Below are 23,651 nucleotides of genomic sequence, written 5' to 3'. Positions count from 1 at the left end.
CGAGACGCTGACGGCTGCCCGTCACGGCCGCCGCCGGTGCCCGTCGGGCTCTAGCGTCGGCGCCGTGACCCACGTACTCGTCACCGGCGGAGCCGGCTTCATCGGGACCCACGTCGTCGCCGCGCTGCACCGGACCGGCCATCAGGTGTCCGTCGTGGACGCCGGTCACCCGGGCGCGCACCGCGCACCGCTGCCGGACACCGTGGCCGGCGCCCCGCTGCGCCAGGCCGACCTGCGCGACCGGGCCGCCGTCGCCGCCGCCCTGACCGGCGTCGACGTGGTCGTGCACCAGGCGGCCATGGTCGGGCTCGGCGTGGACCTCGACGACCTGCCCGAGTACGTCGGCTGCAACGACCTCGGCACCGCCGTGCTCCTCGCCGAGATGGCCCGCGCGGGCATCCACCGGCTCGTGCTGGCCAGCTCGATGGTGGTCTACGGCGAGGGTGCCTACAGCTGCGTCCGGCACGGCGCGGTACGCCCCGCCCCACGCGCCGCCACCGACCTGGCCGCCCGCCGCTTCGAGCCCGCCTGCTCCGCCTGCGGTGCCGCCCTGGAGCCGGGACTCGTCGACGAGGAGGCGCCACTGGACCCGCGCAGCGGGTACGCCGCCACCAAGGTGGCGCAGGAGCACCTCACGGCGGCCTGGTGCCGGCAGACCGGTGGCACCGCGGTGGCGTTGCGGTACCACAACGTCTACGGGCCCGGCATGCCGCGCGACACGCCGTACAGCGGCGTTGCGGCGATATTCCGCTCCGCGCTGGCGGCGGGCCGGGCCCCGCGCGTGTTCGAGGACGGCCGACAGCGACGCGACTTCGTCCACGTCGACGACGTGGCGGCGGCCAACCTCGCCGCGGTGACGGCCACCGGCAGCCGCACCGGCTGGCGGGCCTACAACGTCGCCTCCGGCCGGCCGGCCAGCATCGGCGAGATGGCCGCCGAACTCGCCCGGGCCACCGGCGGGCCCACGCCGGTGGTCACCGGCGAGTTCCGGCTCGGCGACGTACGCCACGTGGTCGCCTCACCGGCCCGTGCGGAGGACGAACTCGGGTTCCGCGCGGCGGTCCACCTCGCCGACGGAGTCCGGCAGTTCGCCCACGCACCGCTGCGCGGATGAGCACACCGCTGCTCGTCCGGCTGCGGCGTACCACCGCACGGGCCGACCTGATCGCCGTCGGCGTCGCCGTCGGACTGTTCGCCGCCGCCGCCGGTGTCGGTGCCCTGCTGCACCTGCTGGGACGTCCGGTGCACGCCAGTGCGGCACCGCTGTTCGCGCACTGGCGACCCCACGTCGGCCCGGGAACCCCGCTGGCCGTGGCGGTGGCCGTCCTGGTCTGCTGGCGCGGACCCGCCCTGGCGGCCCGGCTGCCGTGGCGGCGGCTGCTCGTCCTGTCCTACGCCACCGCGCTGGCGTGGACGCTGTCCCTGGCCCTGGTCGACGGCTGGCAACGCGGCATCGCCGGCCGGCTGAGCACCCGCCACGAGTACCTGCACGAGGTGCCCGGCGTCACCGACATCCCGGCCATGCTGGGCACCTTCACCACCCGGATCCTCGACTTCCAACCGGACTCCTGGACCACCCACGTGTCCGGGCACCCGCCCGGAGCGCTGCTGGTGTTCGTCTGGCTGGACCGGGTCGGGTTGGGCGGTGGCGGCTGGGCGGGGACGCTGTGCATCCTGACGGCGGCGCTCACCGCCGTCGCCGTGCCACACACCGTGCGGCTGCTCGGCACCGACGACGCGGCGCGCGCGGTGCTGCCGTTCGCGGCGTTGTTCCCGGGAGCGGTCTGGTCCGGCGTGTCCGCCGACGGCCTGTTCGCCGGGGTGACCGCCACCGGCGTCGCGCTGCTGGCGTACGGCGTCGCCCGGGGCAGCGCACTCGGCGCGCTCGGCGGCGGCGCGCTGCTGGGCTTCGGCTGCTACCTCTCCTACGGGCTGGTGTTGATGGTTCCGGTCGCGGTGGCCGTGGTGGTCCTGGGCCACCGGCACCGGTGCACCGCCTGGTGGGCGCTCGGCGGCGCGGCACTCGTGGCGGGCGCGTTCACGGCCGCCGGCTTCGACTGGCTGACCGGCTACCACCTGGTCGTCGAGCGCTACTACCAGGGCATCGCCAGCCGACGCGCGTACGGCTACTGGGTCTGGGCCAACCTGGCGATCGTCACCGTCGCCGCCGGCCCGGCGGTCGCCGTCATCCTCCGCCGCGCGGCGGTCGCCGGCTGGCGGGCGGTCTCGTCGCGGTGGCCGGGCAGTGGTCTGCCGCGACCGCGGCACGGCACCCTCGGGTACGCCTGTTGGCTGCTGCCGCTCGCCGCGGCGGCGGCGATCGTCGCCGCGGACCTGTCCGGCTACAGCAAGGCCGAGGTCGAACGCATCTGGTTGCCCTTCACCGGGTGGCTCATGGCCGGCGCCGCCCTGATTCCCGCCACCGGCCGCCGTACCTGGCTCACCGCGCAGGCAGCGGTGGCCCTCACGATCAACCACCTGCTGCTGACCACGTGGTAGGCGGCCGTGACCCGGCCGGTAGCGAACTGGAGGTGAGCGTGTCCCCATCCGCGGAACTCGCCGTCATCGGCGGCTCGGGACTCTACGCGCTGCTCGACGGCGCGACCGAACACGTCGTCCAGACACCGTACGGTGCGCCCTCCGACGCGGTGACGATCGCCGAGGTCGGCGGCCGTAGCGTGGCGTTCCTGCCCCGGCACGGCCGCGATCATCGGCATCCCGCGCACCGGATCCCCTACCTGGCCAACCTGTGGGCGCTGCGGTCGCTCGGGGTGCGCCAGGTGCTCGCGCCGTGCGCCGTCGGTGGCCTGCGGCCGGACCTCGGGCCCGGCACGTTCGTGGTACCCGACCAGCTCGTCGACCGGACCAGCGGCCGGGTGCAGACGTACTACGAGCAGGGCGCGGTGCACGTCTCCTTCGCCGATCCGTACTGTCCGGTCGGTCGGCGTACCCTGCTGGCGGCCGCCACCGGCCGGTCGGTGCCCGCCCACGACGACGGGACGATGGTGGTGGTGGAGGGGCCACGTTTCTCGACCCGCGCCGAGTCCCGGTGGTACGCGGCGATCGGCGGCGCGGTCATCAACATGACCGGTCACCCGGAGGCGGTCCTCGCCCGGGAACTGGCCCTCTGCTACAGCTCCATCGCCCTGGTGACCGACCTGGACGCCGGTGTGCACAGCGGTCACGGGGTGACCCAGCAGGAGGTGTTCCGGGTCTTCGGTGAGAACACCGAGCGGCTGCGCGGGCTGCTGCTCGACGCGGTCGCCGCACTTCCGGTCGAGCGGGACTGTCCCTGTCCGCACAGCCTGGACGGCATCACCCTCCCGATCGAGCTGCCCTGACCCGCGGCCGGAACCTTGTTCGTCCGGCTCACCGGGCCTCCTCCTACCTGGTGGCGGCCGGCTGAGCCGGTGACCGGGCCGCTCCGGGGCCGAGTCGATCAGGTCCATCCGGACACCTCGGGACCGGTGCTCGGGTCGGTGAAGCGAAGTCGGTAGATCGCGGGCATCGGCATCCGCCGCACCGTGGCCCAGCTGACCGGCACGCCGAAACCGGCCAACGCCCGGCAGACGAAGGTGCCGTGGCTGCCGACGAGCACCACCCGGCCGGCGTGGTGCCGGGCGAGTGCCCGCAGGGCGGCGACGGCACGGATGCCGAGCTGCTCGAGGCTCTCACCGCCCGGGCGTGCGTGGGACAGATCCGTCCAGCTCTTGACGTAATGCGACTCCCAGACCTCGGTGAAGGCAAGGCCGTCGTCCCACTCGCGCAGGTCGGTCCGGGTGCGTATGGGCAGGCCGAGCGCGTCGGCGGTCGGCTGGACGGTCTGGATCGCGCGCCGGTACGGGCTGGACCAGACCGCCGCCGGTCGCGGCTCGCTGAGTGCCGTCACCAGTTCCTTCGCCTGCCGCAGCCCGTGGGCGGTCAGCGGGCGGGTGAAGTCGTCCGGACCGTCGGCGGTGGGTGGGACGGACCGGGCGTGCCGGACCAGCACGATCTCGGTCGGCGGCCGGATGGCGCTCACCTCCGACCCCAGAGATCGTGGGGATTCCTGCCGGGTCGGAAGCCGTGCGCCTGCGCCAGTCGAGCGGCCTCGCCGAAGCCGTGTCCGACGAAGGCCGGCAGGTGCGCGTCGCTGCCGAAGGTGATCGCGTCGCCGCCCTCCTCGTGCCACCAGCCGAGCACGGTCGCGTGCAACGGCAGCCGGGTGTTCACCTCCAGCGCCCGACCGGACAGCGCGGTCACCCGCAACGCCTCGCGGAACTCGTCCTCGAAGACGATGGGATCGAAGGGGCCGGCGTCGTCGGTCGGCCAGGAGCGGACCGGATAGTCGATGTGCGCCAGCACGTCGAACGTGTCGCTGGTGGTGACCATGGTGGCGACGTCGGCGAGGTACGCGCGGACCACCTCGTACGGATCGCGGTGCGGGTAGATCGCCCAGGGCTCGGCGAAGCCGCCCTGATCGGGCAGCGTGTGCAGGGAACCGAGGAGGCGGTCGAACCGGCCGGTGGCCAGCACCCGCGCGATCTGATCGGCGTGGCGATGGGGCTCACCCAGCTCAAGACCGCTGAGGATGCGCAGCTGGGGGAACCGCTCCCGGCAGCGTTCCACCGCCGCCAGGTATCCGGCGGCGTCGAAGGCGGGCGGCGTCAGTATCCCGCCCGCGTCGGCGAGCGAGGTGAGGTGCTCCGAGACGTACGGACCCTCGGTCGCGACCCGCCACGCGGTGTGGTCCAGGTGTTCGGTGAAGGCGATCGCCGGCAGACCGAGTTCGACGGCCCGCGCGCACGACCCTTCCATGTCACCGACCCGGGTGTCCCACGACCACTCGCTGTGCACGTGGCTGTCCGGGGGCAGCGGCATCGGACGACCTCCGTTGTCGGCGGGTGTCGGACGCGGTCGGGCACCTGCCCGGTCGGCCGATCGGATGATCGATCCGGACGGTAGGCCATTTCCATGTGCGACGGGCGTCCCACGCCGCATAGGAAGGTGCCATGGCCAACGAGGTGACCGTACCCCTGCTGCCGTGTCCGTCCATCGACGACGTCGTCGCCTTCTATCAGGTGCTGGGCTTCCACCCGACGTACCAGCAGCGCAAACCCAACCCGTACGCGGCGTTGCGGCGGGAGGACCTGCACCTGCACTTCTTCGAGATCGCCGGTTTCGACCCGGAACAGTCGTACGGCTCCTGTCTCGTCCTCACCACTGACATCGAGGGGCTGCACCGGGCCTTCGCCGGCATGCGGGCCGCGTACGGCAAGGTGCTGGTGTCCGGGACACCGCGGCTCACTCGTGCAGGAGCTGCTCGCGGAGGATGTCGGCGTGCCCGCAGTGCTGGGCGAGTTCGCGCAGCACGTGCAGATACACCCACCGCAGTGGCAGCGGGCCGCGCCGGTTGCCGGGCAAGATGTCGTCCAGCCCCAGGGACGACGTCGCCTGGCGGGACGCCGCGCAGGCCTCGCGGTGCGCCTGCTGGACGCTGGCGATCGTGTCGTCGTCGTCGAGGACGAACGATTCGTCCGGCGTCGCCGGGATGCCGATCTCCGCGCGCGACCGGCCCGTGACGGCCTCGTCGAACCAGACCTTCTCCACGAAGGTCGCGTGCTTCACCAGACCCAGCAGCGTGGTCCGGGAGACCACCAACGACCGGCGTGCCTGTTCCTCGGTCAGCCCGTCCAGGCAGCTGGTCAGCGCCCTGCGGTGCTCGTCGATGAACGTCTCGAACTGGGCCTTCGCCGGCTGTGCGACGACCTGGTCGGCGAAGGTGGGTGGATAGGACGGCATGCAAGAAGCATCCCACCCCCGGGTCGACGAAGCATCGCCGGTGCCCGAGGCCGACCCGGTCCGGCCGGGCAGCGTAATTCGGTCGCGTGCGGCTCCACCTGCGAGGACGATACGGCGATGCCCGGTGTGCCTGAGGGATTCACCTACCGCCTCCGCAAGAACGGTGAGGTGGAACTGCTCCACCACGGCCGCCCCGCCGTGGTGCTCAGGGGCGCCGCCGCGGCCCGATTCCTGCTCGACGTGCACGAGGAAGATCCGCAGGAGTTGATGGCGCGCCTCACCGGCAACTACCGACGCGGCAACGAGCGGACGGCCAGGAACCACCCCCGCAACCGACGCCGGTAGCGCGCGTCGGCGCGCCGTGGCACCATCCCGACGTGGCGGCCGGGCTGCGCCCCAGCGAGTCGGAGACCTTCCGCCAGATCGCCGACGTGCTGGCCACCGGCGATCCCACCCGGTACGCCCCCGGCGCACCGCCGAACACCCACTGGTCCGAGTGGCCGGAGTCCGGGAATCTGTAGCCGGGTCGTCAGACGTCGGCTTCGAGGGCGAAGGTGTTGCCGTCCGGATCCTGGAACCATGCGATGCGCCCACCGCCGGCCCGCGCGGTGATTCCCCTGGCGTCATGTTCCAACTGGTCGTACCGGGTGATCTCGACGCCGGACGAGACGAGCTCGTCGACGATCTGGTCGATGCCGTCGACGTACCAGGTCGCGAGTGTCGCGGGGCTCTTTCCGGCGGTGACCGACTGGTAGACATTCAGGGCCGGCCTGCCCCCGCAACCATAGATGCGGCTGCCGTCGGGGATGTCCGCGCTGGGTCCGGACCGCACTGCCTGAAGGCCGAGTCTGCCTTCGTAGAACGCGACTGCCCGTTCGATGTCGGACACCGCGATTGACGCTCTGAGGTCGTACCTGCGCAACGGCATGAGCCACTGTCGCACAGAGCCAGGTGACGAGCGCTTCACGGCAGCATCGAATGGTCATTCGGGGTAGCCGACCAGCGGGCTTATCAGCATGATTCTGCGTCGCGGATCGGCCGACAGCCATCCCGTTGCCTGCTCGCCGGGAAGCAGCGCGGTCCAAGGGATCTCCGCACGCGTCCGCGCGCCCCGGCCGATCCGCAGCACGAACCGCCAAGGCTCCTGGCCACTGGGCCCGGACCAGGCCCGGCCACGGATACACGGATCGGCGGTCAGTAACTCGTACTGCTCGGCTACCAGACCATCACACCAGTACCACCGAAGACGCCGGTCCGCGAAGCCCTGGAACTCGGCGCGGATGCGGAACTCCATCCGTGTCCAGAAGTCCTGCTCATCCATAGCGACCTCACCGACAACCGGGTGCCACCGCACCGTACGCCACATTCGACGACTTGGCGCGCCTATCCTCTATCCGGCGGCCACCGCCGCGTCATGGTCGAGCCGCCCAGCCGCTCATGACCGACAGGCTGCCGCCGCTCGCGTACATTGCGCTCAAACCAAGAGTCAGGCGAGGACGGGTCAGTGAGTGACGTTCCGGATCTCGGTCCGCTGCCGCAGCGCGTCACCGTCGACGCGGAGCAGGTGCGTCGGCTCATCGCCGACCAGTTCCCGCACCTGGCCGACCTCCCGATCGAGCCGGTGGCCAACGGCGGTTGGGACAACTGGACCTTCCACCTCGGCTCCGACATGCTCGTGCGTCTGCCCAGCGCTGCCGAGTACGCCCTGGCGGTCGACAAGGAGCATCGGTGGCTGCCCACCCTCGCCGATCGGCTGCCGCTGCCCATCCCGATCCCGGTGGCGAGAGGCAAGCCGGACGCGGGCTATCCGCACCCGTGGTCGATCTACCGCTGGCTCGACGGCGAGCCGGCCAGCTCGGACCGTATCGCCGACCCGGTGCGATTCGCGGTCGACCTGGCCGAGTTCCTGGCGGCCCTGCAAGCCGTCGACGCCGCTGGTGGTCCGCGGCCGGGGGTCCACAACTGGTTCCGGGGCGGCACCCTGCGTACCTACGGGAAGATGGTCGAGCAGGCGCTCGTCGAGTTGGACGACCGCGTCGACGCCGAGCTGGTGCGCGAGATCTGGGCGACGGCCCTCGACGCCCGCTGGGACGGTGTCGACCGCTGGTTCCATGGTGACGTCGCCCAGGGAAACTTGCTCCTTGCTGACGGCCAGTTGGCGGCCGTCATCGACTTCGGGACGTGCGGCGTCGGCGACCCGGCCTGCGATCTCGCGATCGCCTGGACGCTTCTGACCGCCGATGGCCGGCAGGCATTCCGTACCCGGCTGTCGGTGGATGACGCGACGTGGGCGCGTGGCCGTGGCTGGGCCCTCTGGAAAACCCTCGCCACCTGCTCCTACACGTTCGACGCTGTTGAAGACGCGGCAGAGTTCGCGGACGGCCAACGTATCCTCGCCGAGATCGTTGCCGAGTACCGGGCCAGCAGTGTCATCGAGCCCCGCCCGCCACAGTGACATCCGCTTTCGCAGGCCCTCGGCCCCCGGCCGGAACACTAGGTTGGACCAGATGCGCACCATCGCGAGCGACCGCCTGCTGCTGCGTCCCTGGCGTGACGAGGACGCCGACTTTCTGCTGGACCTCGAGTCGCGCTGGGAGGTCGTGCGGTTTCTCGGCGCGCAGCCGACAACCATGAACAGCCGCGAGGAGGCTCTCGCCTCGATCGCACGCCGACGCGCCATCGACGATCCGGTGCACGGGATCTGGGCCATCACCACCGCTACCGACGGCCAGCTGGTAGGAAACCTTCTGCTCAAACCGATTCCCCTGTCGGTTGGCGAACCTGCCGGCGGGCCGGCCGATGTCGAGATCGGCTGGCACCTGCATCCGAACGCCTGGGGACACGGCTACGCCACCGAAGCAGCGGCGGCGGCTCTGAACGACGTGTTCGGCCGAGGTCTGACGAGGGTCATCGCGGTCACGAATCCGGACAACCATGCCTCTCAGGCTGTCTGCCGGCGGCTCGGCATGACGCACCTCGGCCGGACGACGAGGTACTACGACACGACGAACGAGCTCTTCGAGAAGCTGGCCGGTTGATCGGCACATCGACCCGTCGCCGGGCTGCACGATGAGATCGCGGCGAAGTAGCCGTGCCTCCGGCACCAGGCCGGTACCTCGCGCAAAGCTGGCGTCACGGCTGCGGTCAGCGCGGTGACCAGGACGCGGAATCTGGTGGATGACCGCCAGCCGGATCGGCGAGGATCTCGGGCGTGGACGTTCGGGACAGGCAGATTCGGGCTCGGTACACCGCCGACACCGTCACCGTCTACCAGGCGTACCCGCCGCAGATCGCGGTGCCGGCGCTGGCGGCCGGGCGGTTCGTGGCGCCGTTCAAACGGGACCGGATGACCTGGATCAAACCGTCGTTCCTGTGGATGATGTATCGCTGCGGGTGGGCGTCCAAGCCCGGCCAGGAGCGGGTGCTGGCGGTCGAGATCCGGCGTAGCGGCTTCGAGTGGGCTCTGGCGGCAGCCTGCCTGAGTCACTTCGACCGAAGCGTGTACCCGGACCGTGCCGCGTGGACGCGGCGGGTGCAGACCAGTCCGGTGCGGGTGCAGTGGGATCCCGAGCGGTCGCTGCGCCTCGGACCGCTGCCGTACCGGTCGTTGCAGGTGGGGCTGTCCGGCGAGGCGGTCGACCGTTACCTCGACGAGTGGATCGTCGCCATCGCCGAGGTGACCGGCCTGGCGCACGCGATACGTGATCGACTTGTCGCCGGCGATGACGCCGGTGCCGCAGCCCTGCTACCCACCGAGCGGGTCTATCCGCTGCCGGCCGAGATCGGGGCCGTGATCGGCGCTGATCCGTCCGGTGCCGCCGACGGCGGCTCGCCATGAGCCACGCCGAGACGCTGAGCGCCCGGTTCCGCACCCTGGCGGTCGGCCCGCCGCCACCACCCTGGCACCACCCTGCGACCGCGCCCGACGGCCTGGCGGTCGGTGCTGATCGCCTCCAGTTGCGGCATCACCATTCTCACCCGAGCCTGACCCGGACCTTGGTGGAGTCCTCTTTGGGCCTTCCCGAGTGCCGTCCCTGGACGTCGATCGTCGCTCGCTACGGTGCCGGTTCGAGCACGACGACCGGGATCTGGCGGCTGGTCTTCCGCTCGTAGTCGGCGAAGAACGGGTACGCCGCCTTCTGCGCGCTCCAGATCCGCTCCCGCTCGTCTTCGGTGGCGACCCGGGCGACCAACTCGACCGTGTCCGTGCCGATCTCCGCTCGCGTGCGCGGATGCGCGAGCAGGTTGTGATACCAGTCGGGGTTGGTGGGCGCGCCGGCCTTGGAGGCGAACACGGCATAGCCACCGTCCACCTTGTGGTACATCATCGGGTGTACGCGGGGCTGGCCGCTCTTGGCGCCGACCGTGTGCAACAGCAGCAGCGGCTGGCCAGCGAAGTGCCCGCCCACCTGACCGCCGTTGGCGCGAAACTCGGCGATGACCTTGTCGTTCCAGTCGCTCATGTCTTCCCCTCGACCAGTTCCGTACCGGCTCGTTGAGTCCGATTCTGACAGTCCCGCCGCACCATGACACTGACCATCGCCCCTCGACCGTGGCGCCATCCACGCCGCAGCCGGCCGCAGCCGCACTCTTTCCCGCAGCGGCGCGCTGGTTCGATCCGACGGGCTGGGCATCCGCTTCGCGCCGGTACGGTGTGCCGGTGGAAACCTTGGCCCAGGTGCCCTCCAAAGCCACGCTCGATCGGTTGCTGTGCCACCCCAGACTGCCGTTGATCGCCGGCTGGGACGCCGACCGCCCGGCGATCCGGATCTGGGAGTACGCGGTCGGGCAGTTGCGTGAGGTTGGCGGCTTCGGCGCGGACTCGGCCGGCTATGACGCCGTGGGCCATGACCGGTTCGAGCGGACACCGTCTGCCGCCTGGCATCCCGGTGAGCCGCGGCTGGTGGTAGTGGATGGCGCCAGCACGGTCTGCTGGACTCCCTCGGGTACCACTGCGATCGACGGCGTTGCGCCGACCGCACACCAACGGGATGTGGCGTTCAGTCCGGACGGTCAGACGCTCTGGCTGTCGCCCGGCGGCGGCGGGGACGGCTGGGGCTCCTCCATCGTTCTCGACATCGCCTCCGGCGCAACCACGGTCGGCCCGCAATGGGACACCGGAGTCGCGGCGCACCCGGGCGGTGGCCTGGTGGCCACCCTGCAGAGCGATCAGGGCGCCACCCTGGTGCTCTTCTGCCGGGACACCGAGGCTGTGCTGCGGCCTATGCGGCGGGCGCTGATCCTCGACTGCGACGGCTACGAGACGCCGATCTTCAGCCCGGACGGGCGGCATTTCGCGGTACGGGGCAACGCCTACGACAACTCACTTGAGCTGTTCGAGTTCCCGTCGCTGCGCCGGGTGCTCGGCCTGGTGCTCGGCGAGCCCAGTCCGGGGTACCCGTACCCGCAGGAGTGGCTTGACGGAATGCACGCCTGGTCGCGCCAGAACGTCGCGTTCGGGCCGGGTGTTCTCTGGATCGGTACGCCGGAGGGTGCGGTCGTCGAGTTCGAGATCGACGGACAACAGGTGACCGAGCACGAGGTGCTACCCGGGTCGAGGGTGACCGCCCTGGCGGCCTTCGCCACCGGCGAGCTGATCGTCGCCGGCGGCGGCACGCTTCTGGTGCTGTCGGGGAGACGGACCAGCCCAGCCGGGGCGTCAGCCGCCGCGGTCACCGAGTTCCTCGCCGGGACCGTTGAGGCCCCGGTCATCGAGGTGGACCAGCTTGACCTGACCGACGGAATCCGGACCTGGCAGTCGGATGAACTGGAGATGGTCACCGACGCGTCAGACAGCGACCCGTCGTGGCTGCGGATCCGGGCTGCCATGAACGGGCGCAGCTGACCGCGACGCGGAGGCGTCAGGCGACGAGCAGGCGGAGACCGAGCTCTGCCGTGTCGAGGGCGAGCAGGTCTCGGTTGCGCTCAGCCCACCGACCCGAGGACAGGTCGTCACGGAGTCCGCTGACCGCCCGCTGCTCGGCCTGCGGTCCGACCCTGGTCCACACCGACACCGCGCGGCGGACGTGTTCGTCCAGGTACGCCTCGGGCCGGCGCCAGTACGCCTCGAAGAACCCGTCGACGCAGTCCCACGGCACCAGCACCGGCTCGGCGCGTCCGCCGATCGCGCCGGTCAGGTCGGCCAGCGACGGCCAACCGACGAGCAGGTCAGCGAATTCGGGCAGATAGTCGCGGGTGAGCCAGAACCGCTGCCGCCAGCGGGTGTCGTCGGCGTCGTAGGTGAAGACCACCACGCGGCGGGCCACCCGTCGCATCTCGCGCAGCCCGGCGACCGGGTCGGGCCAGTGGTGGACGGTGCTGACCGCCATCGCGGCGTCGAAGGACTGGTCCTCGAACGGCAGGCGCTCCGCGGCCGCGGCCACGCACGGTGCCGCGCCCGGCGGCCGTAGCGCCCGCATGACCGCCGACGGCTCCACCGCCGTGACGTCGCGGTCGGGTGGCTCGTACGAGCCGGTGCCGGCTCCGACGTTCAGCACCGTCCGGGCGTCACCCAGGGCGGCCCAGATACGCGTGGCGATCCGTGGCTCGGTGCGCCGGGTCGCGGGGTAGGCGGATCCGATGGCGTCGTACAACTGCGTCCCGAACACTCTCAACTGTTCCTCCGGTGTCGTCCGAATTCCCCTCGCCCGCGCGTCCAGCTCCCCGTCGATGGCCGTCACCATGGCGGCAGCGCGATCGCGCTGATCGATCAGCAGGCCCCGCAGCCGGCACAGGTGCGCGACCGCGTCGGTGGTCGGATCGTCGACCAGCTCCGCGATCTCGCGCAGGCCGAAGCCGAGCCGCCGGTAGGCGAGCACCTTCCGGAGCCGCTCCACATCGTCGGCGGAGTAGGCCCGGTGTCCGGCGGCGGTGCGGGTGGACGGTTCGAGCAGGCCGATCTCGTCGTAGTGGTGCAGGGTGCGGACGCTGACGCCGGCCAGCTCCGCGACCCGTCCCACGGTCAGTTGCTCCGCCATGGCACGACTATCGGGCATCACGCCGCGTGAGGAGCAAGGGTTGGCTGCCGCGTGGTCGCCGGTCGCGGTGCCCGATGTCCGCCGCGCGCCACCCGCAGGTCCTGTTGCCTACCCTGGTCGCATGGAAGCTCGCAGGGTCAGCGTCTGGCGCAGCCGTTATGTGCTGACGGACCGAGGTCGGGAGATCGCCGTCTGGGACAGTTCGGTCTGGCGCGGCGGTGGCGAGTTCGAGCTGGACGGGCGGCGTTTCCAGGTCCGCTCCAACGCCTGGGGGACCAGCTACACCATGGTCGACGACGCGGGGACACTGGTCGCCTCGGCCGATCGGGTGGGTCGTAAGCGGTGGACCGTCGAAACGGCCGGGCAGACCTACCACTTCCGGCGTAAGTCCATCTGGGGCGGCGAGGAGGAACTGGTTCTCGGCGACACCCGGGTGGGCTCGGTCCGCAAGACCAGCTTCTGGCGCGGCGACATCGCGATCGAGTTGCCGGGGCTCGCGACGCCGGTGCAGCTCTTCGTGTTCGGCGTGGTGGTCAGCATGTGGGACGCGCAGGCCGCCGCCGGCGCCGCCTGAGGCTCCACGACGCGGCGGCACGGGTCAACGCGGCGCGCACCAGGTGAACAGATTTCACCGCTTGCCGCGCGTCAGGAGCAGGTCGAGGCCTTCGCACGAATGCGGCCGTATTCGGCCAGGGCGTGGAAGGCGGCCTTCGGCGTCCACGAGCCGTCCGGCAGCACCCGTACGATCCCGCGCGCGGCCAGGTCGTAGTCGTGCGCCGGGTCTTCCGTGGTCGGTAGGTGCCGGTTCGCGAACGTGTACACGAACGCCGCCTCCACCCCGCCACGCTCGTAATCGCGCAGCAGATCCAGCAGGTAGCGGGCCTGGCCCTGCTCGTCACGTTCCAGCTCGGTGGTGAGCCGCGTGGCACGGCCCTGCTCGTCGTATTCCACCGGCTCCGTCGCGCCCGCGACGTCGGCCGCGCCGCGGAAGGTGCAGCAGCCGAACTCGGTAACCGCGTACGGCTTGCCCTGCCCCACCGCCGCGGCCAGGGTCCGCGGAAACGCCGCGGCGTTTGTCGCGTCACGGTAGCCGGCGTCGCTGGCGCTGATGTCGAACGGCGTCCAGTCGACACCCTCCAGCGGGATCGAGGCGTAGCCGACGAGGCCGCCGAAGCGTTCCCGCACCCCGGGCACCACCTCGGCGAGAAAGTCGCGTACGGCGGCTCGGGCAACCGGGACCGCCTCCCGCATCCGCATCGGATCCGCGAACAGTGCCAGCCGCTCGGCCAGGTCGCGACCGGGCAGGAAACCGTCGGTGAACAGGGAGATCTCGGAGCCGGTGAGGTACACGACCGAGGCGCCGGTACGGCGGAGCCGCTCGGCCCGCTCGGCGCCGTCGAGCAGGAACGCCATCAGTTCGGCGCGGTCGAGGCCGTTGGTGAAGGGGGAGTACCACACCTCGAGCCCCGCCTCGGCGGCGAGTCGCGCGGCCAGCTCCAGTCGATCCTGGACACCGCCGGTGATGCGTACCGCGTCGCAGCGCAACTCCTCGCGGATGACGCGCAGGTCGCGCCGTACCGTCTCGGGATCGAACGGCTCGTGGGTGGTGGAACCGGCGCTCACGAAGCCGGTGTCGTAGTTCATGCCGAAGACGCGCACGGCAGCTCTCCTCACCAAAGGGTACGTGGCGTACCTTATAGGGTACGTCTAGTACCCTGCAAAGCATGGGCACCAGACGCCGGGGCGAGGAACTGGAAGGGGCGATCCTGCGGGCGGCGGCGGAGGAACTGCGCCGGTCCGGCTACGCGGGGATGACCATGGACCGGGTCGCCGCCCGGGCGGGGACCAACAAGAACGCCATCTACCGCCGATGGCCGCATCGGGCGGCGTTGGGCATCGCCGCGTACCGCCATCTCTCCGACGTCGCGATGCCGAACCCCGACACCGGCACCCTGCGGGGCGACGCGCTCGAGATGCTGCGGAAGGCGAACGAGACGTGGTCCTCGCCGCACGGAGCGGTCCTGCGCAGCCTGCTGGCCGCGGCGGCGGACGACCCGGCGCTGCTCGACCTGATGCGCCAACGGTCAGGCGCGGACACCATGGACCGCGCCTGGCTGACCATGCTCGACCGGGCGGTCGCCCGCGGTGAGGCACCGCCGACGGCCGTGCACCCGCGGGTCGCGGCGACGCCGATGATGCTGCTGAGAGCCGAGTACGCGATGCGCGGCACCCCTCCGGTCCCCGACGAGACCCTGGTCGAGATCGTCGACGAGGTCTTCCTGCCGCTCGTACGCGGTCGCGTCTGACCCCCTCGGCGGTGGGGTGATCCGACGCGGGCGGGCCGGGGCCGGGGCGGGGCTACGCTGACCGGGTGCGGTTGGTCATCATGGCAGACACCCACCTGCCGAAACGTGCCCGTGACCTGCCGCCCGGGCTGTGGGCCGCCGTCGACGCCTCAGACCTGGTCATCCATGCCGGCGACTGGGTCAGCGCCGCCCTGCTCGACGACCTGGAGCGGCGCAGTGCCCGGCTGATCGGCGTGCACGGCAACAACGACGGTCCCGACCTGCGGGCCCGACTGCCGGAGATCGCCCGCGCGGACATCGGCGGGATGCGGATCGCGGTGGTGCACGAGACCGGGCCGGCCGGCGGCCGGGAGCGGCGGTGCGCGGCTCGCTTCCCCGACTGCGACCTGCTCGTCTTCGGCCACTCCCACATTCCCTGGGACAGCGAGGCCCCCGGCGGCCTGCGGTTGCTCAATCCCGGCTCGCCGACCGACCGGCGCCGTCAGCCGTACGCGACGTACCTCACCGCCGAACTGGCCGACGGTCGGCTCGACGCCGTCACGCTGCACGAGGTGCCGCGCTAGCGCCGCGTCCCCACACCGCTCCCATCGAATCGTGCCGCTCGGCGCGGTCGGCCGTGCCGCCGACAAGCGCCAGTCGACCGTTGCGGACGAGGCACGAGCCGCCGCCGGGCCGTGCGCCGACCTAGTCTGGGAGACATGCCGAAAGCCGTCTGGAACGACCTGGTCATCGCCGAGAGCCCGGACACCGTCGTGGTCGAGGGCAACCACTACTTTCCCCGTGCCGCGCTCCGCGACGACCTGCTGCGGGACTCCGACACCCACACGGTCTGCCCGTGGAAGGGCACCGCGTCGTACTACACGCTGGAGCACGACGGGCAGACCAGCGTGGACGCGGTCTGGTACTACCCGCAGCCGCTGCCCGAGGCCGAAATGATCCGCGACCGGGTCGCGTTCTGGAAGGACGTCAAGGTCGTCGGCGACGACTGACGTCGGATCATCGTCGCGCGCCGTCCCGTCCGCCGGTCCGGAGGCTGGCGCGAACGAGGTTACGTGCCAGCTCGGTGCTTTCCCCGAGGGTGTCGAGGGCGAGTGGTCGGGTGGCGAGAGCGCCCTCGTGCAGCACGAGGAGCCGGGTGGCGAGAGGCACGGGCCGCGCGCAGCCCGCCGCGGTGGCGAGGTCGCCGAACAGAGCCAGCAACCAGTGCTTCTGGTTCGCGGCGATGCGGTGGGCGGGATGGGCCGGGTCGGGCAGTTCGGCGAGCGCGTTGATGAACGCGCAGCCGCGGGTGCTGGTCCTGCCCCAGCTCCGCAGCGCGTCGAACGGTGCGGTGACCGCCTCGACCGGATCATCGCACGCGTCGACGGTGTCGCGCACGAGTGCGCGCCAGCGCTGGTCGCGCTCGGTGAGATACGCGGTCACCAGGTGGTCTTTCGAGCCGAACTGGTTGTACAGGGTCCGTTTGGTCAGACCCGAGTGCTCGGCGATGAGATCCACGCCGACGGCGGTGATGCCACGCTCGTAGAAAAGCTCCTCGGCGGCCGCGAGGATCCGCTGGCCAGCCCGGGTCCGGGCCCGCGTTTCCGGCATCGGGGGCTCCTCCGCACCGATCGCTGTACGGTTGTGGTTCACAGATCAGTGTACTTGCGGAGGGGGCAGCCATGGCGGTGCCGACGACGATGCGTGCCATGCGGATCGCCCGGCACGGTGGGCCGGACGTGCTGACCGAGGCGGAGGTGGCGGTGCCCGCCCTGGCGGCGGGGGAGGTGCTGGTCCGCGTCAGCGCGGTGGCGGTGAACAACACCGACCTGTGGACCAGGGAGGGCGCCTACGGCCGCCCGGGGGATCCGACGGCGCGGTCGGGCTGGCGGGGGCCGATCGAGTTCCCCCGCATCCAGGGCGCCGACGTGGCCGGACGGGTCGTGTCCGTCGGGCCCGGCGTGGACGCCGGCCTCGTCGGGCGCCGCGTGGTCGTCGATCCGGCGATCTACGACACCGACGGGCCGGACGCGAACCCGGTCGGCCTGATGGGCAGCGAACGCGACGGTGGTTACGCCGAGTACGTGACCGCACCGGCACGGCAGGTGCACGACATGACCGGGTCACCGCTCACGGACGACCAGCTCGCCGCGTTGCCCACGGCGTACGGCACGGCGCTGGGCATGATCGAGCGGGGTCGGCTGCGCCCAGGGGAGACCGTCCTGGTCTCGGGCGCCTCCGGTGGCGTGGGGTTGGCGCTGGTGCAGATCGCGCGGGCACGCGGCGCGCGGGTGCTGGCCATCAGCAGCGGGGAAAAGATCGACGCGGTGCGCGCGGCGGGGGCGCACGATGTGGTGGACCGCGCGAAGGATGTCGTCGGGCAGGTCCGCGCCGTCGCCCCGGAGGGCATCGACGTCGGGCTCGACGTCGTCGCCGGCGATCTCGTGGACGAGGGTCTGCCCCTGCTGCGCGACGGCGGTCGATGGGTCGTCGCCGGCGCGCTCGGCGGCTACCAGGTGGGCTTCGACGTGCGTCGCCTCTACCTGCACAACGCGCAGCTGATCGGCTCCGCGATGCACAGCCCGGCCCACTTCGAACTCCTGATGGATCTGGCCCGGCGGGGTGAGATCGCACCCGTCATCGCGACGACCTTCCCGCTGCACCAGGCCGCTGACGCCCAGGAGGAACTCGCCCACCGCCGTCACGTGGGAAAGATCGTCCTGGTCCCGTAGGTCCGTCGGCGGCGACGTCCTGCCGGTCGGCCGTCACGCTGGTCCGCGGCGCAGCTCCAAGACACCCCGGTCGAGGACCGGCCGGCCCCGACCGTCGGCCGCCTGGAAGAGCGCACCACCCGGCCGCCGCCACACCAGCACGGTGAGGGTGTCGCCGGGAAACAGTGGCGCGCTGAACCGGGCGCTGATCCGGTGGATCCGGTCGGGATCCCCGTCGGCCACCGCGTGCAGCAGCGTCCGGGCGGCGAAGCCGTACGTGCACAGCCCGTGCAGCACCGGACCGGGCAGCCCGGCGGCACGGGCCACGGCCGGATCCGAGTGCAGCGGATTGCGGTCGCCGCTGAGCCGGTAGAGCAGGGCCTGATCGGCGCGGATCCGATGATGGGCGGTGTGGTCGGGTTGCCCCGCCGGCCGCTGCCAGGCGGTGACCGGTGCGCGCCGTCCGCCGAAACCGCCGCGGCCGATGACGAACATGGCCCGCTCGACGGTGGCCAGCGGTGCGCCGTCGACGCCGTGGATCTCCGAGCGGTGGCGGACCAGGGCCCCGCGGGTCTGGTCGTACACGCCGGTGACGGTGGCGGTGATGCGGGCGTGACCGGCGGGCGGAAGCGGCCGGTGCAGGGTCAGGGTCTCACCGGCGTGCCGGACGACGGCCGGTTCGCCGAGGTATGGCGGTTCGGCGGCGAGCAGGGTGGCGAAGGTCGGCAGCGCGGCGTGCCGGTGGCCGGTGGAGTTCTCGGTGGTGAAGCGGAGTTCGTCGGCGGGGTCGGTCTGTCCGGCACCGACGCCGAGGGCGTAGCGGATCGTGTCGGCGACGGTCCACGCCCGCTCGGTCGTCGTTCGTGGGTAACAGTTCGGTGAGCAGAGTCGGGATGGCATCGCCTGTCCGCCACTTTCAGTCACCGGCCCGGATGGCGTTGCTTCCGACCCAGATTCCGGATTCGCCGCGTCAACTGGGTTGTTCAGGTACTTCACGGTCGGTGTCTCCTCGATGCGTGCTGGGGGCACCTGCCCGACTCTGGCTACTGTCTGTGTCTAGAGGCCATCGGTCGAAACTCTTGACGTTGTAAACCGCCTCACAGTAGCGTCCCATATTAAGCAACCACGACCACAATATGAGCCGCTTAAGTCTGGGGTAGCCATGAGAATGCGAGTGCGGGCCGCCGCCGCAGCCCTGCTGATGACCGTCGCCGTGGCGGGATGTTCCGAGAACCAGTCGTCCGGGGAGCCCGACGGCGAGAGCGCCGCCCCCTCCGCCGCCGTCAACTTCGGCGTCGGCGTCGACCCGGCGTACTCGCCGATCTACCTCGCCAATCAGGAAAACCTCTTCGAGCAGGCCGGTCTCAACGTGACCGTCACCCAGTACCAGGAGGGCACCGGCGGACTCGACGCCATCCTGGCCAAGCAGGGCCAGGTCACCGCCAGCACCGAGTCGAGCCTGCTCAACCGGGCGACGCGGGGCGATATCAAGGGACTCGCGGTCTTCTCCCAGTCGCCCAGCTTCATCAAGCTCGTCGCCCGCTCCGGCATCACCGACGTCGCCGGCATCAAGAAGTACGGCGTCGTGCCGGGGACCGTGAACGAGTACGCCACCAACAAGGTTCTCGACAGCGAGGGCATCAGCCGCGACGCGGTCGAGTTCGTCAACGCCTCGCCCGCCGAGATGCCGGCACTGCTGCAGCGCGGCGACGTCGACGGCTACATCATGTGGGAGCCGTGGCCGTCGCGCGGCGTCGCCAACGGCGGCACGGTGCTGCTGACCAGCGGAGACATCGGGTACGTCTACAACCTGATCATCGGTGTCGACGGCGCCTGGTACGAGGCCAACACAGAGACCGCCAAGAAGGTCGTCGACACCATCGCCCAGGCGTGCGAGCAGATCACCGCCGACCCGGCCAAGGCCGGCACGGTCACCGAGGCGGCGATCAAGGTTCCGGCGGCCGAGGCGCAGTCCCTGCTCGAGGGCGTGCAGTGCCAGGTTCGGGACTTCACCGACGAGGACATCGCCCGTTACAACGAGATCGCCCAGTTCCAGCAGGAAAGCAACATCGTGGACCAGAAGGCCGACCCGGCGGCGGTCATGGTCAGGGGAGTGGTGTGAACCGCTCCGGCTCCCCGGTGTCCGTACGCGACGTCGACATCCGCTTCGACGACTTCGTGGCGGTCCGCCAGGCGAACCTGGACATCGCCGGTGGGGAGTTCGTCTGCCTGCTCGGCCCCAGCGGTTGCGGCAAGTCCACGCTGCTCAACGCGATCGCCGGGTTCGTCAAGCCGGTCGGTGGGGAGGTGACCTGCGCCGGTGCGCGGGTCACCGGCCCCGACGTGTCGCGCGGCGTGGTGTTCCAGAGCGCCGAGGCCCTCTTCCCGTGGCTGACCGTACGCCAGAACGTCGACTTCGGCCCCCGGATGCGCGGCGTCGGCAAGGCGCAGCGGGCCAGCGCCGTGGACCGCTACCTGGCCATGGTCGGGCTCAGTCACAGCGCCGACCGGTTTCCCGGTCAGCTCTCCGGCGGCATGCGCCAGCGTGCGCAGTTGGCCCGGGTGCTGGCCAACGAACCGTCGGTCGTGCTGATGGACGAGCCGTTCGGCGCGTTGGACGCGCAGACCCGGCTGGTGATGCAGGTCGAACTCGACCGGATCTGGCGGGAGACCGGCGCGACGATCGTGTTCGTCACCCACGACATCGGCGAGGCGATCCTGCTCGGCGACCGGATCGTCACCATGACCGCCGGTCCGTCGGCGGCGATCAAGAACGTCTACCCGTGCGACCTGCCCCGGCCCCGTGACCTGACCGACCCGGCGAGCGCCGCGCTCTTCCGTCAGCTGCGCGAGGACATCGGCACCGAGGTGGCCCGGACCCTGCGCGCCCAGGGCCTCGACGACGGGCATGACGGGCCGGACGCCAGGCAGGCCGCTGGCGACAACGGCGGCCGGGCCGCCGATGAGGACAGGAGGACGCGACGATGAGCGTGGACGTCCGTACCGTCCCGGAGCGGACCGGCCGCGCCGAGCCCGGTCCGGCCCGCCGACGCCGGAGCCGGCCCCGGCTGACCCGGGTCGGGCTGTCGGTCCTGTCGGTGGCGCTCGGCATCGTCATCTGGGATCTGGTCAGCCGCAACTACACCGCCTTCTTCCTGCCGTCGCCGTTGCTCACCTGGCGCGGCGCGGTCGAACTGGTCCAGGACGGCACCCTGTGGAGCTCGGTGAGCGCCTCGTCGACGCGGATCCTGACCGGTTGGGGACTGGGCGTCGTGATCGGGGTACCGGTCGGGCTGCTGATGGGCTGCGTGCCGTGGCTGCGGTTGATGCTGGACCCGTACATCCAGTTCTTCCGGTTCGTGCCGCCGATCGCCTTCGTCACGCTGGCGATCATCTGGCTCGGCCCGGGTGAGGCGTCGAAGGTCGCGCTGATCTTCTACACGACCGTCTTCATCGTCGCGCTCAACACGCTGGCCGGGGTCCTGTCGGTCGACGAACTGCGGCTGCGGGCAGCCCGGGCGCTCGGCGCCGGTCCGGCCCGCACCCTGGTCTCGGTGGTGCTGCCCTCGACCGTGCCGCACGTGGTGACCGGCGCTCGGCTGGCCATGGGCAACTCCTTCCTGACGATCGTCTCCGCCGAGATCGTGGCGGCGCAGAGCGGCCTCGGCTCGCTGATCTGGACCGCCCGCAACTACGCCAAGACCGAGTGGGTCTTCGTCGGCATCATCGCCCTGGGCGTGCTCGGCTACCTCTTCGACTGGATCCTGCGGGCCGTCAGCAGCAGAACCCTGCGCCGCTACGGCGTCACCTTCTGACCGGGCCGCCCCGGCGACCCGGCCACGTCCCGCCCGACTCAGCGCACCCACCACTACCGAAAGGCTCGCCATGCTGTGCATCGGCGTCGACATCGGTGGCACCTTCACCGACGTCATCGTGTACGAGCCGGCCACCGCCCGGCTCGCCGAGGCCAAGACCCTCTCCACGCCGGACGACCCCGCGGCGGCCATCTTCGAGGGCCTGGCCAAGCTCGGCGTACGCCTCGACGAGGTCGACCGGTTCGTTCACGGCACCACCCGGGTCACCAACGCGCTGCTGGAAGGGTCCGGCGAGCCGGTCAGCGTGGTGGCCACGGAGGGCTTCCGTGACGTGCTGGAGATGGGACTGGGGCACCGGCCACAGCTCTACAGTGTCAAGGAGGCGGGGCGGGCGCCGCTGACCCCGCGTCGGCTGCGGCACGTGCTGCGGGAGCGGATCGGCGCCGACGGCAGCGTGGTGCGGCCGCTGGACACCGCCGACCTCGACGCCGTCCTGGACCGGGTGGCCGCCGCCGGGCCGAAGGCCGTCGCCGTCTGCCTGCTGCACTCCTACCGCAACCCGGCGCACGAGCGGGCGGCGGCCTCCCGGCTGGCCGAGCGCTACCCCGGTCTGGTCTGCACGATTTCCTCCGAAGTCGTGCCGGAGCAGGGCGAGTACGAGCGGTTCACCACCACCGTGCTCAACGCGAGCGTCCGGTCGACGGTCGCCGACTACCTGCGCGGGCTCGGCACCACGCTCGCGGCCGGCGGCTACGCCCACCCTCTGTCGATCATGACAAGCAGTGGTGGAATCGTCTCCACCGAGGAAGCCGGCCGGCTGCCGATCAATCTGGCGCTGTCCGGTCCGGCCGGCGGAGTCGCCGCCAGCGTCCACGTCGCCGGGCTGGCCGGCTACCCGAACGTGATCACCTGCGACATCGGTGGCACCAGCACCGACGTCTGCCTGATCAAGAACGGCACCCCGTTGATGACAAACGACGGGAAGATCGCCGGCTACCCGAACCGCACCTTCCAGGTCGAGATCAACACGATCGGTGCCGGCGGCGGCTCGATTGCCTGGCGGGACCTGGGCGGTGAACTGCGGATCGGACCACGCAGCGCCGGCTCGACCCCCGGCCCGGCCGCGTACGGGCGGGGCGGCACCGAGCCGACGACCACCGACGCGCACCTGGTCGTCGGCCACCTCGACCCGCAGGAGAGCCTCGGCGGCGAGGTACGCCTCGACGTCACCGCCGCCCGGGCCGCCGTGCACCGCCTCGCCGCCGAGTTCGGTCTCGACGACCTGAAACTGGCCCACGGCATCATCACCATCGCCACCACCAAGATGACCAGCGCGATCAAGGAGATCTCGGTCGCCTGCGGTCACGACCCTCGGGACTTCGTGCTGATGCCCTTCGGTGGCGCCGGCCCGATGCACGCCACCGTGCTCGCCGACGAGCTGGGCATCCGCCGGGTGCTGGTGCCACCGGTGCCGGGCAACTTCTCCGCGCTCGGCTTCGTCACCGCCCAGGCCCGGCACGACTACGTGCGTACGGTGCTGGTGCCCGCCGACGAGGCGGGGCTGAGCGCGGTACGCGCCGTGACGGCCGAACTGCGTGACGTCGCGCGGGCGCAGCTCAAGGCGGAGGACGGAGTCGAACCCGATCAGGTCACCTTCGGTCTGTCGGTCGGCATGCGGTTCCGGGGACAGTCATTCGACCTCGCCGTACCCGTCGATGAGGTGCCGGCGACCGCCGAGGAGTTGGTGGCGATGTTCCACGCCGCCTACGCCGAGCGGTACGCGTACGCCCGGTCCGGGCACCCGGCCGAGATCGTCAACTGCCGGCTGACCGCGTTCGGTCCCCGACCCGCCGTCCGCTTCGCGCCCCCGGCCGGTGCCACGCCTCGACCCGGGAGCACCCGGATCTACGGGGCCGACGGCTGGGTCGACGCCACCGTCTGGCGGCGTACCGAGCTGACCCCCGGCGGCGCGGTGCGGGGCCCGGCGGTCATCCGGGAGAACGGCAGCACGACGGTGGTCGGCGCCGGCTGGACCGCCGGCGTCGACGACCACGGAAATCTGCTGCTCGTCAGGGAGTGACC

The 23,651-nt window shown here is 71.4% G+C and carries 27 protein-coding genes and 2 pseudogenes; 19 read left to right on the top strand and 10 right to left on the bottom strand.

Annotation, left to right across the window (positions count from 1 at the left end):
• Positions 1–64: 64 nt before the first annotated feature.
• Genes O7605_RS28330 through O7605_RS28320 form a run of 3 tightly spaced genes read left to right on the top strand, consistent with a single transcriptional unit; the run spans position 65 to position 3,341 of the window.
• Positions 65–1,114, top strand: a complete 1,050-nt coding sequence (locus O7605_RS28330) for an NAD-dependent epimerase/dehydratase family protein (RefSeq protein ID WP_269742019.1) — start codon at positions 65–67, stop codon at positions 1,112–1,114.
• A complete protein-coding gene (locus O7605_RS28325) occupies positions 1,111–2,499 on the top strand; it encodes a hypothetical protein (RefSeq protein WP_269742018.1) in 1,389 nt (462 codons plus the stop codon). The genes O7605_RS28330 and O7605_RS28325 overlap by 4 nt, the downstream gene beginning before the upstream one ends.
• A gap of 38 nt (positions 2,500–2,537) precedes the next feature.
• The gene (locus tag O7605_RS28320; RefSeq protein WP_269742771.1) at positions 2,538–3,341 is read left to right on the top strand and encodes an S-methyl-5'-thioadenosine phosphorylase; all 804 of its coding nucleotides are present in this window, start codon (positions 2,538–2,540) and stop codon (positions 3,339–3,341) included.
• Between the two features lie 98 nt (positions 3,342–3,439).
• Here the strand turns inward: O7605_RS28320 and O7605_RS28315 are convergent, their stop codons facing one another.
• Both O7605_RS28315 and O7605_RS28310 read right to left on the bottom strand, forming a co-directional pair.
• Positions 3,440–4,021, bottom strand: coding sequence for a histidine phosphatase family protein (locus O7605_RS28315; RefSeq protein ID WP_269742017.1), 582 nt, complete (start codon positions 4,019–4,021; stop codon positions 3,440–3,442).
• Positions 4,018–4,860 carry a PHP domain-containing protein gene (locus O7605_RS28310; RefSeq protein WP_269742016.1) on the bottom strand — a complete coding sequence of 281 codons (843 nt, stop codon included), beginning with the start codon at positions 4,858–4,860 and terminating at the stop codon, positions 4,018–4,020. Before O7605_RS28310 ends, O7605_RS28315 begins: the two co-directional genes overlap by 4 nt.
• Positions 4,861–4,991: 131 nt before the next feature.
• Between O7605_RS28310 and O7605_RS28305 the strand changes: the two are divergent.
• A pseudogene (locus O7605_RS28305) lies at positions 4,992–5,387 on the top strand (VOC family protein); the annotation flags it as partial.
• On the opposite strand, the gene O7605_RS28300 reads toward O7605_RS28305, so the two are convergent.
• A complete protein-coding gene (locus O7605_RS28300; RefSeq protein WP_269742015.1) occupies positions 5,284–5,781 on the bottom strand; it encodes a DinB family protein in 498 nt (165 codons plus the stop codon). The pseudogene O7605_RS28305 and the gene O7605_RS28300 sit on opposite strands and share 104 nt — an antisense overlap.
• Positions 5,782–5,898: 117 nt before the next feature.
• Here O7605_RS28300 and O7605_RS28295 point away from each other — a divergent pair, with 117 nt between their 5' ends.
• Complete coding sequence (locus tag O7605_RS28295; protein WP_269742014.1) at positions 5,899–6,126, top strand: hypothetical protein; 228 nt, start codon at positions 5,899–5,901, stop codon at positions 6,124–6,126.
• Positions 6,127–6,152: 26 nt separating this feature from the next.
• Positions 6,153–6,302, top strand: a pseudogene (locus tag O7605_RS28290) (DUF7003 family protein); the annotation flags it as partial.
• An 8-nt stretch (positions 6,303–6,310) separates the two neighbouring features.
• Here O7605_RS28290 and O7605_RS28285 read toward each other — a convergent pair.
• Complete coding sequence (locus O7605_RS28285) at positions 6,311–6,670, bottom strand: VOC family protein (RefSeq protein WP_269742012.1); 360 nt, start codon at positions 6,668–6,670, stop codon at positions 6,311–6,313.
• Between the two features lie 93 nt (positions 6,671–6,763).
• A complete protein-coding gene (locus O7605_RS28280; protein WP_269742011.1) occupies positions 6,764–7,102 on the bottom strand; it encodes a hypothetical protein in 339 nt (112 codons plus the stop codon).
• Positions 7,103–7,285: 183 nt separating this feature from the next.
• Here O7605_RS28280 and O7605_RS28275 point away from each other — a divergent pair, with 183 nt between their 5' ends.
• From O7605_RS28275 to O7605_RS28265, 3 genes are all read left to right on the top strand, one after another.
• On the top strand, positions 7,286–8,236 hold the full coding sequence (locus tag O7605_RS28275) for an aminoglycoside phosphotransferase family protein (protein WP_269742010.1): 951 nt from the start codon (positions 7,286–7,288) through the stop codon (positions 8,234–8,236).
• A 52-nt stretch (positions 8,237–8,288) separates the two neighbouring features.
• Positions 8,289–8,819 (top strand): GNAT family N-acetyltransferase, encoded by a 531-nt coding sequence (locus O7605_RS28270; RefSeq protein WP_269742009.1) that lies wholly within the window; start codon positions 8,289–8,291, stop codon positions 8,817–8,819.
• 173 nt (positions 8,820–8,992) lie between these two features.
• Positions 8,993–9,619, top strand: a complete 627-nt coding sequence (locus tag O7605_RS28265; RefSeq protein ID WP_269742008.1) for a DUF4291 domain-containing protein — start codon at positions 8,993–8,995, stop codon at positions 9,617–9,619.
• A 217-nt stretch (positions 9,620–9,836) separates the two neighbouring features.
• Here O7605_RS28265 and O7605_RS28260 read toward each other — a convergent pair whose 3' ends face one another.
• A complete protein-coding gene (locus tag O7605_RS28260; protein WP_269742007.1) occupies positions 9,837–10,244 on the bottom strand; it encodes a nitroreductase family deazaflavin-dependent oxidoreductase in 408 nt (135 codons plus the stop codon).
• 197 nt (positions 10,245–10,441) lie between these two features.
• Between O7605_RS28260 and O7605_RS28255 the strand changes: the two genes are divergently transcribed.
• The gene (locus tag O7605_RS28255; protein WP_269742006.1) at positions 10,442–11,626 is read left to right on the top strand and encodes a hypothetical protein; all 1,185 of its coding nucleotides are present in this window, start codon (positions 10,442–10,444) and stop codon (positions 11,624–11,626) included.
• Between the two features lie 16 nt (positions 11,627–11,642).
• Here the strand turns inward: O7605_RS28255 and O7605_RS28250 are convergent, their stop codons facing one another.
• Positions 11,643–12,758, bottom strand: coding sequence for a MerR family transcriptional regulator (locus tag O7605_RS28250; protein WP_269742005.1), 1,116 nt, complete (start codon positions 12,756–12,758; stop codon positions 11,643–11,645).
• A 121-nt stretch (positions 12,759–12,879) separates the two neighbouring features.
• On the opposite strand from O7605_RS28250, the gene O7605_RS28245 reads away from it, so the two are divergent.
• Positions 12,880–13,332 (top strand): hypothetical protein, encoded by a 453-nt coding sequence (locus O7605_RS28245; RefSeq protein WP_269742004.1) that lies wholly within the window; start codon positions 12,880–12,882, stop codon positions 13,330–13,332.
• Between the two features lie 71 nt (positions 13,333–13,403).
• Here O7605_RS28245 and O7605_RS28240 read toward each other — a convergent pair whose 3' ends face one another.
• Positions 13,404–14,417, bottom strand: coding sequence for a hypothetical protein (locus tag O7605_RS28240; RefSeq protein ID WP_269742003.1), 1,014 nt, complete (start codon positions 14,415–14,417; stop codon positions 13,404–13,406).
• 65 nt (positions 14,418–14,482) lie between these two features.
• On the opposite strand from O7605_RS28240, the gene O7605_RS28235 reads away from it, so the two are divergent.
• The 3 genes from O7605_RS28235 (at position 14,483) to O7605_RS28225 (ending at position 16,053) form a co-directional block, all read left to right on the top strand.
• Positions 14,483–15,064 (top strand): TetR/AcrR family transcriptional regulator, encoded by a 582-nt coding sequence (locus O7605_RS28235; protein WP_269742002.1) that lies wholly within the window; start codon positions 14,483–14,485, stop codon positions 15,062–15,064.
• A 65-nt stretch (positions 15,065–15,129) separates the two neighbouring features.
• Entirely contained in the window at positions 15,130–15,627 is a 498-nt protein-coding gene (locus tag O7605_RS28230) for a metallophosphoesterase family protein (protein ID WP_269742001.1), read from the top strand.
• A gap of 135 nt (positions 15,628–15,762) precedes the next feature.
• Positions 15,763–16,053, top strand: coding sequence for a DUF427 domain-containing protein (locus O7605_RS28225; RefSeq protein WP_269742000.1), 291 nt, complete (start codon positions 15,763–15,765; stop codon positions 16,051–16,053).
• Between the two features lie 7 nt (positions 16,054–16,060).
• Here O7605_RS28225 and O7605_RS28220 read toward each other — a convergent pair whose 3' ends face one another.
• The gene (locus tag O7605_RS28220) at positions 16,061–16,654 is read right to left on the bottom strand and encodes a TetR/AcrR family transcriptional regulator (protein ID WP_269741999.1); all 594 of its coding nucleotides are present in this window, start codon (positions 16,652–16,654) and stop codon (positions 16,061–16,063) included.
• Between the two features lie 71 nt (positions 16,655–16,725).
• Between O7605_RS28220 and O7605_RS28215 the strand changes: the two genes are divergently transcribed.
• The gene (locus tag O7605_RS28215; RefSeq protein ID WP_269741998.1) at positions 16,726–17,775 is read left to right on the top strand and encodes a zinc-binding dehydrogenase; all 1,050 of its coding nucleotides are present in this window, start codon (positions 16,726–16,728) and stop codon (positions 17,773–17,775) included.
• A 33-nt stretch (positions 17,776–17,808) separates the two neighbouring features.
• On the opposite strand, the gene O7605_RS28210 is transcribed toward O7605_RS28215, so the two are convergent.
• The gene (locus O7605_RS28210; RefSeq protein ID WP_269741997.1) at positions 17,809–18,654 is read right to left on the bottom strand and encodes a MaoC family dehydratase; all 846 of its coding nucleotides are present in this window, start codon (positions 18,652–18,654) and stop codon (positions 17,809–17,811) included.
• A 262-nt stretch (positions 18,655–18,916) separates the two neighbouring features.
• Here O7605_RS28210 and O7605_RS28205 point away from each other — a divergent pair, with 262 nt between their 5' ends.
• The 4 genes from O7605_RS28205 (at position 18,917) to O7605_RS28190 (ending at position 23,649) form a co-directional block, all read left to right on the top strand.
• Entirely contained in the window at positions 18,917–19,876 is a 960-nt protein-coding gene (locus O7605_RS28205) for an ABC transporter substrate-binding protein (protein WP_269741996.1), read from the top strand.
• Positions 19,873–20,742 carry an ABC transporter ATP-binding protein gene (locus tag O7605_RS28200; RefSeq protein ID WP_269741995.1) on the top strand — a complete coding sequence of 290 codons (870 nt, stop codon included), beginning with the start codon at positions 19,873–19,875 and terminating at the stop codon, positions 20,740–20,742. Before O7605_RS28205 ends, O7605_RS28200 begins: the two co-directional genes overlap by 4 nt.
• Positions 20,739–21,569: an ABC transporter permease gene (locus tag O7605_RS28195; RefSeq protein WP_269741994.1), complete on the top strand. Its 831-nt coding sequence runs from the start codon at positions 20,739–20,741 to the stop codon at positions 21,567–21,569. Before O7605_RS28200 ends, O7605_RS28195 begins: the two co-directional genes overlap by 4 nt.
• 70 nt (positions 21,570–21,639) lie before the next feature.
• Entirely contained in the window at positions 21,640–23,649 is a 2,010-nt protein-coding gene (locus O7605_RS28190; protein WP_269741993.1) for a hydantoinase/oxoprolinase family protein, read from the top strand.
• Positions 23,650–23,651 lie beyond the last annotated feature (2 nt).

The sequence above is a fragment of the Verrucosispora sp. WMMA2121 genome (assembly GCF_027460185.1).
Taxonomy (GTDB): domain Bacteria; phylum Actinomycetota; class Actinomycetes; order Mycobacteriales; family Micromonosporaceae; genus Micromonospora; species Micromonospora palythoicola.
This window is presented reverse-complemented; position numbering and strand designations above follow the sequence as displayed.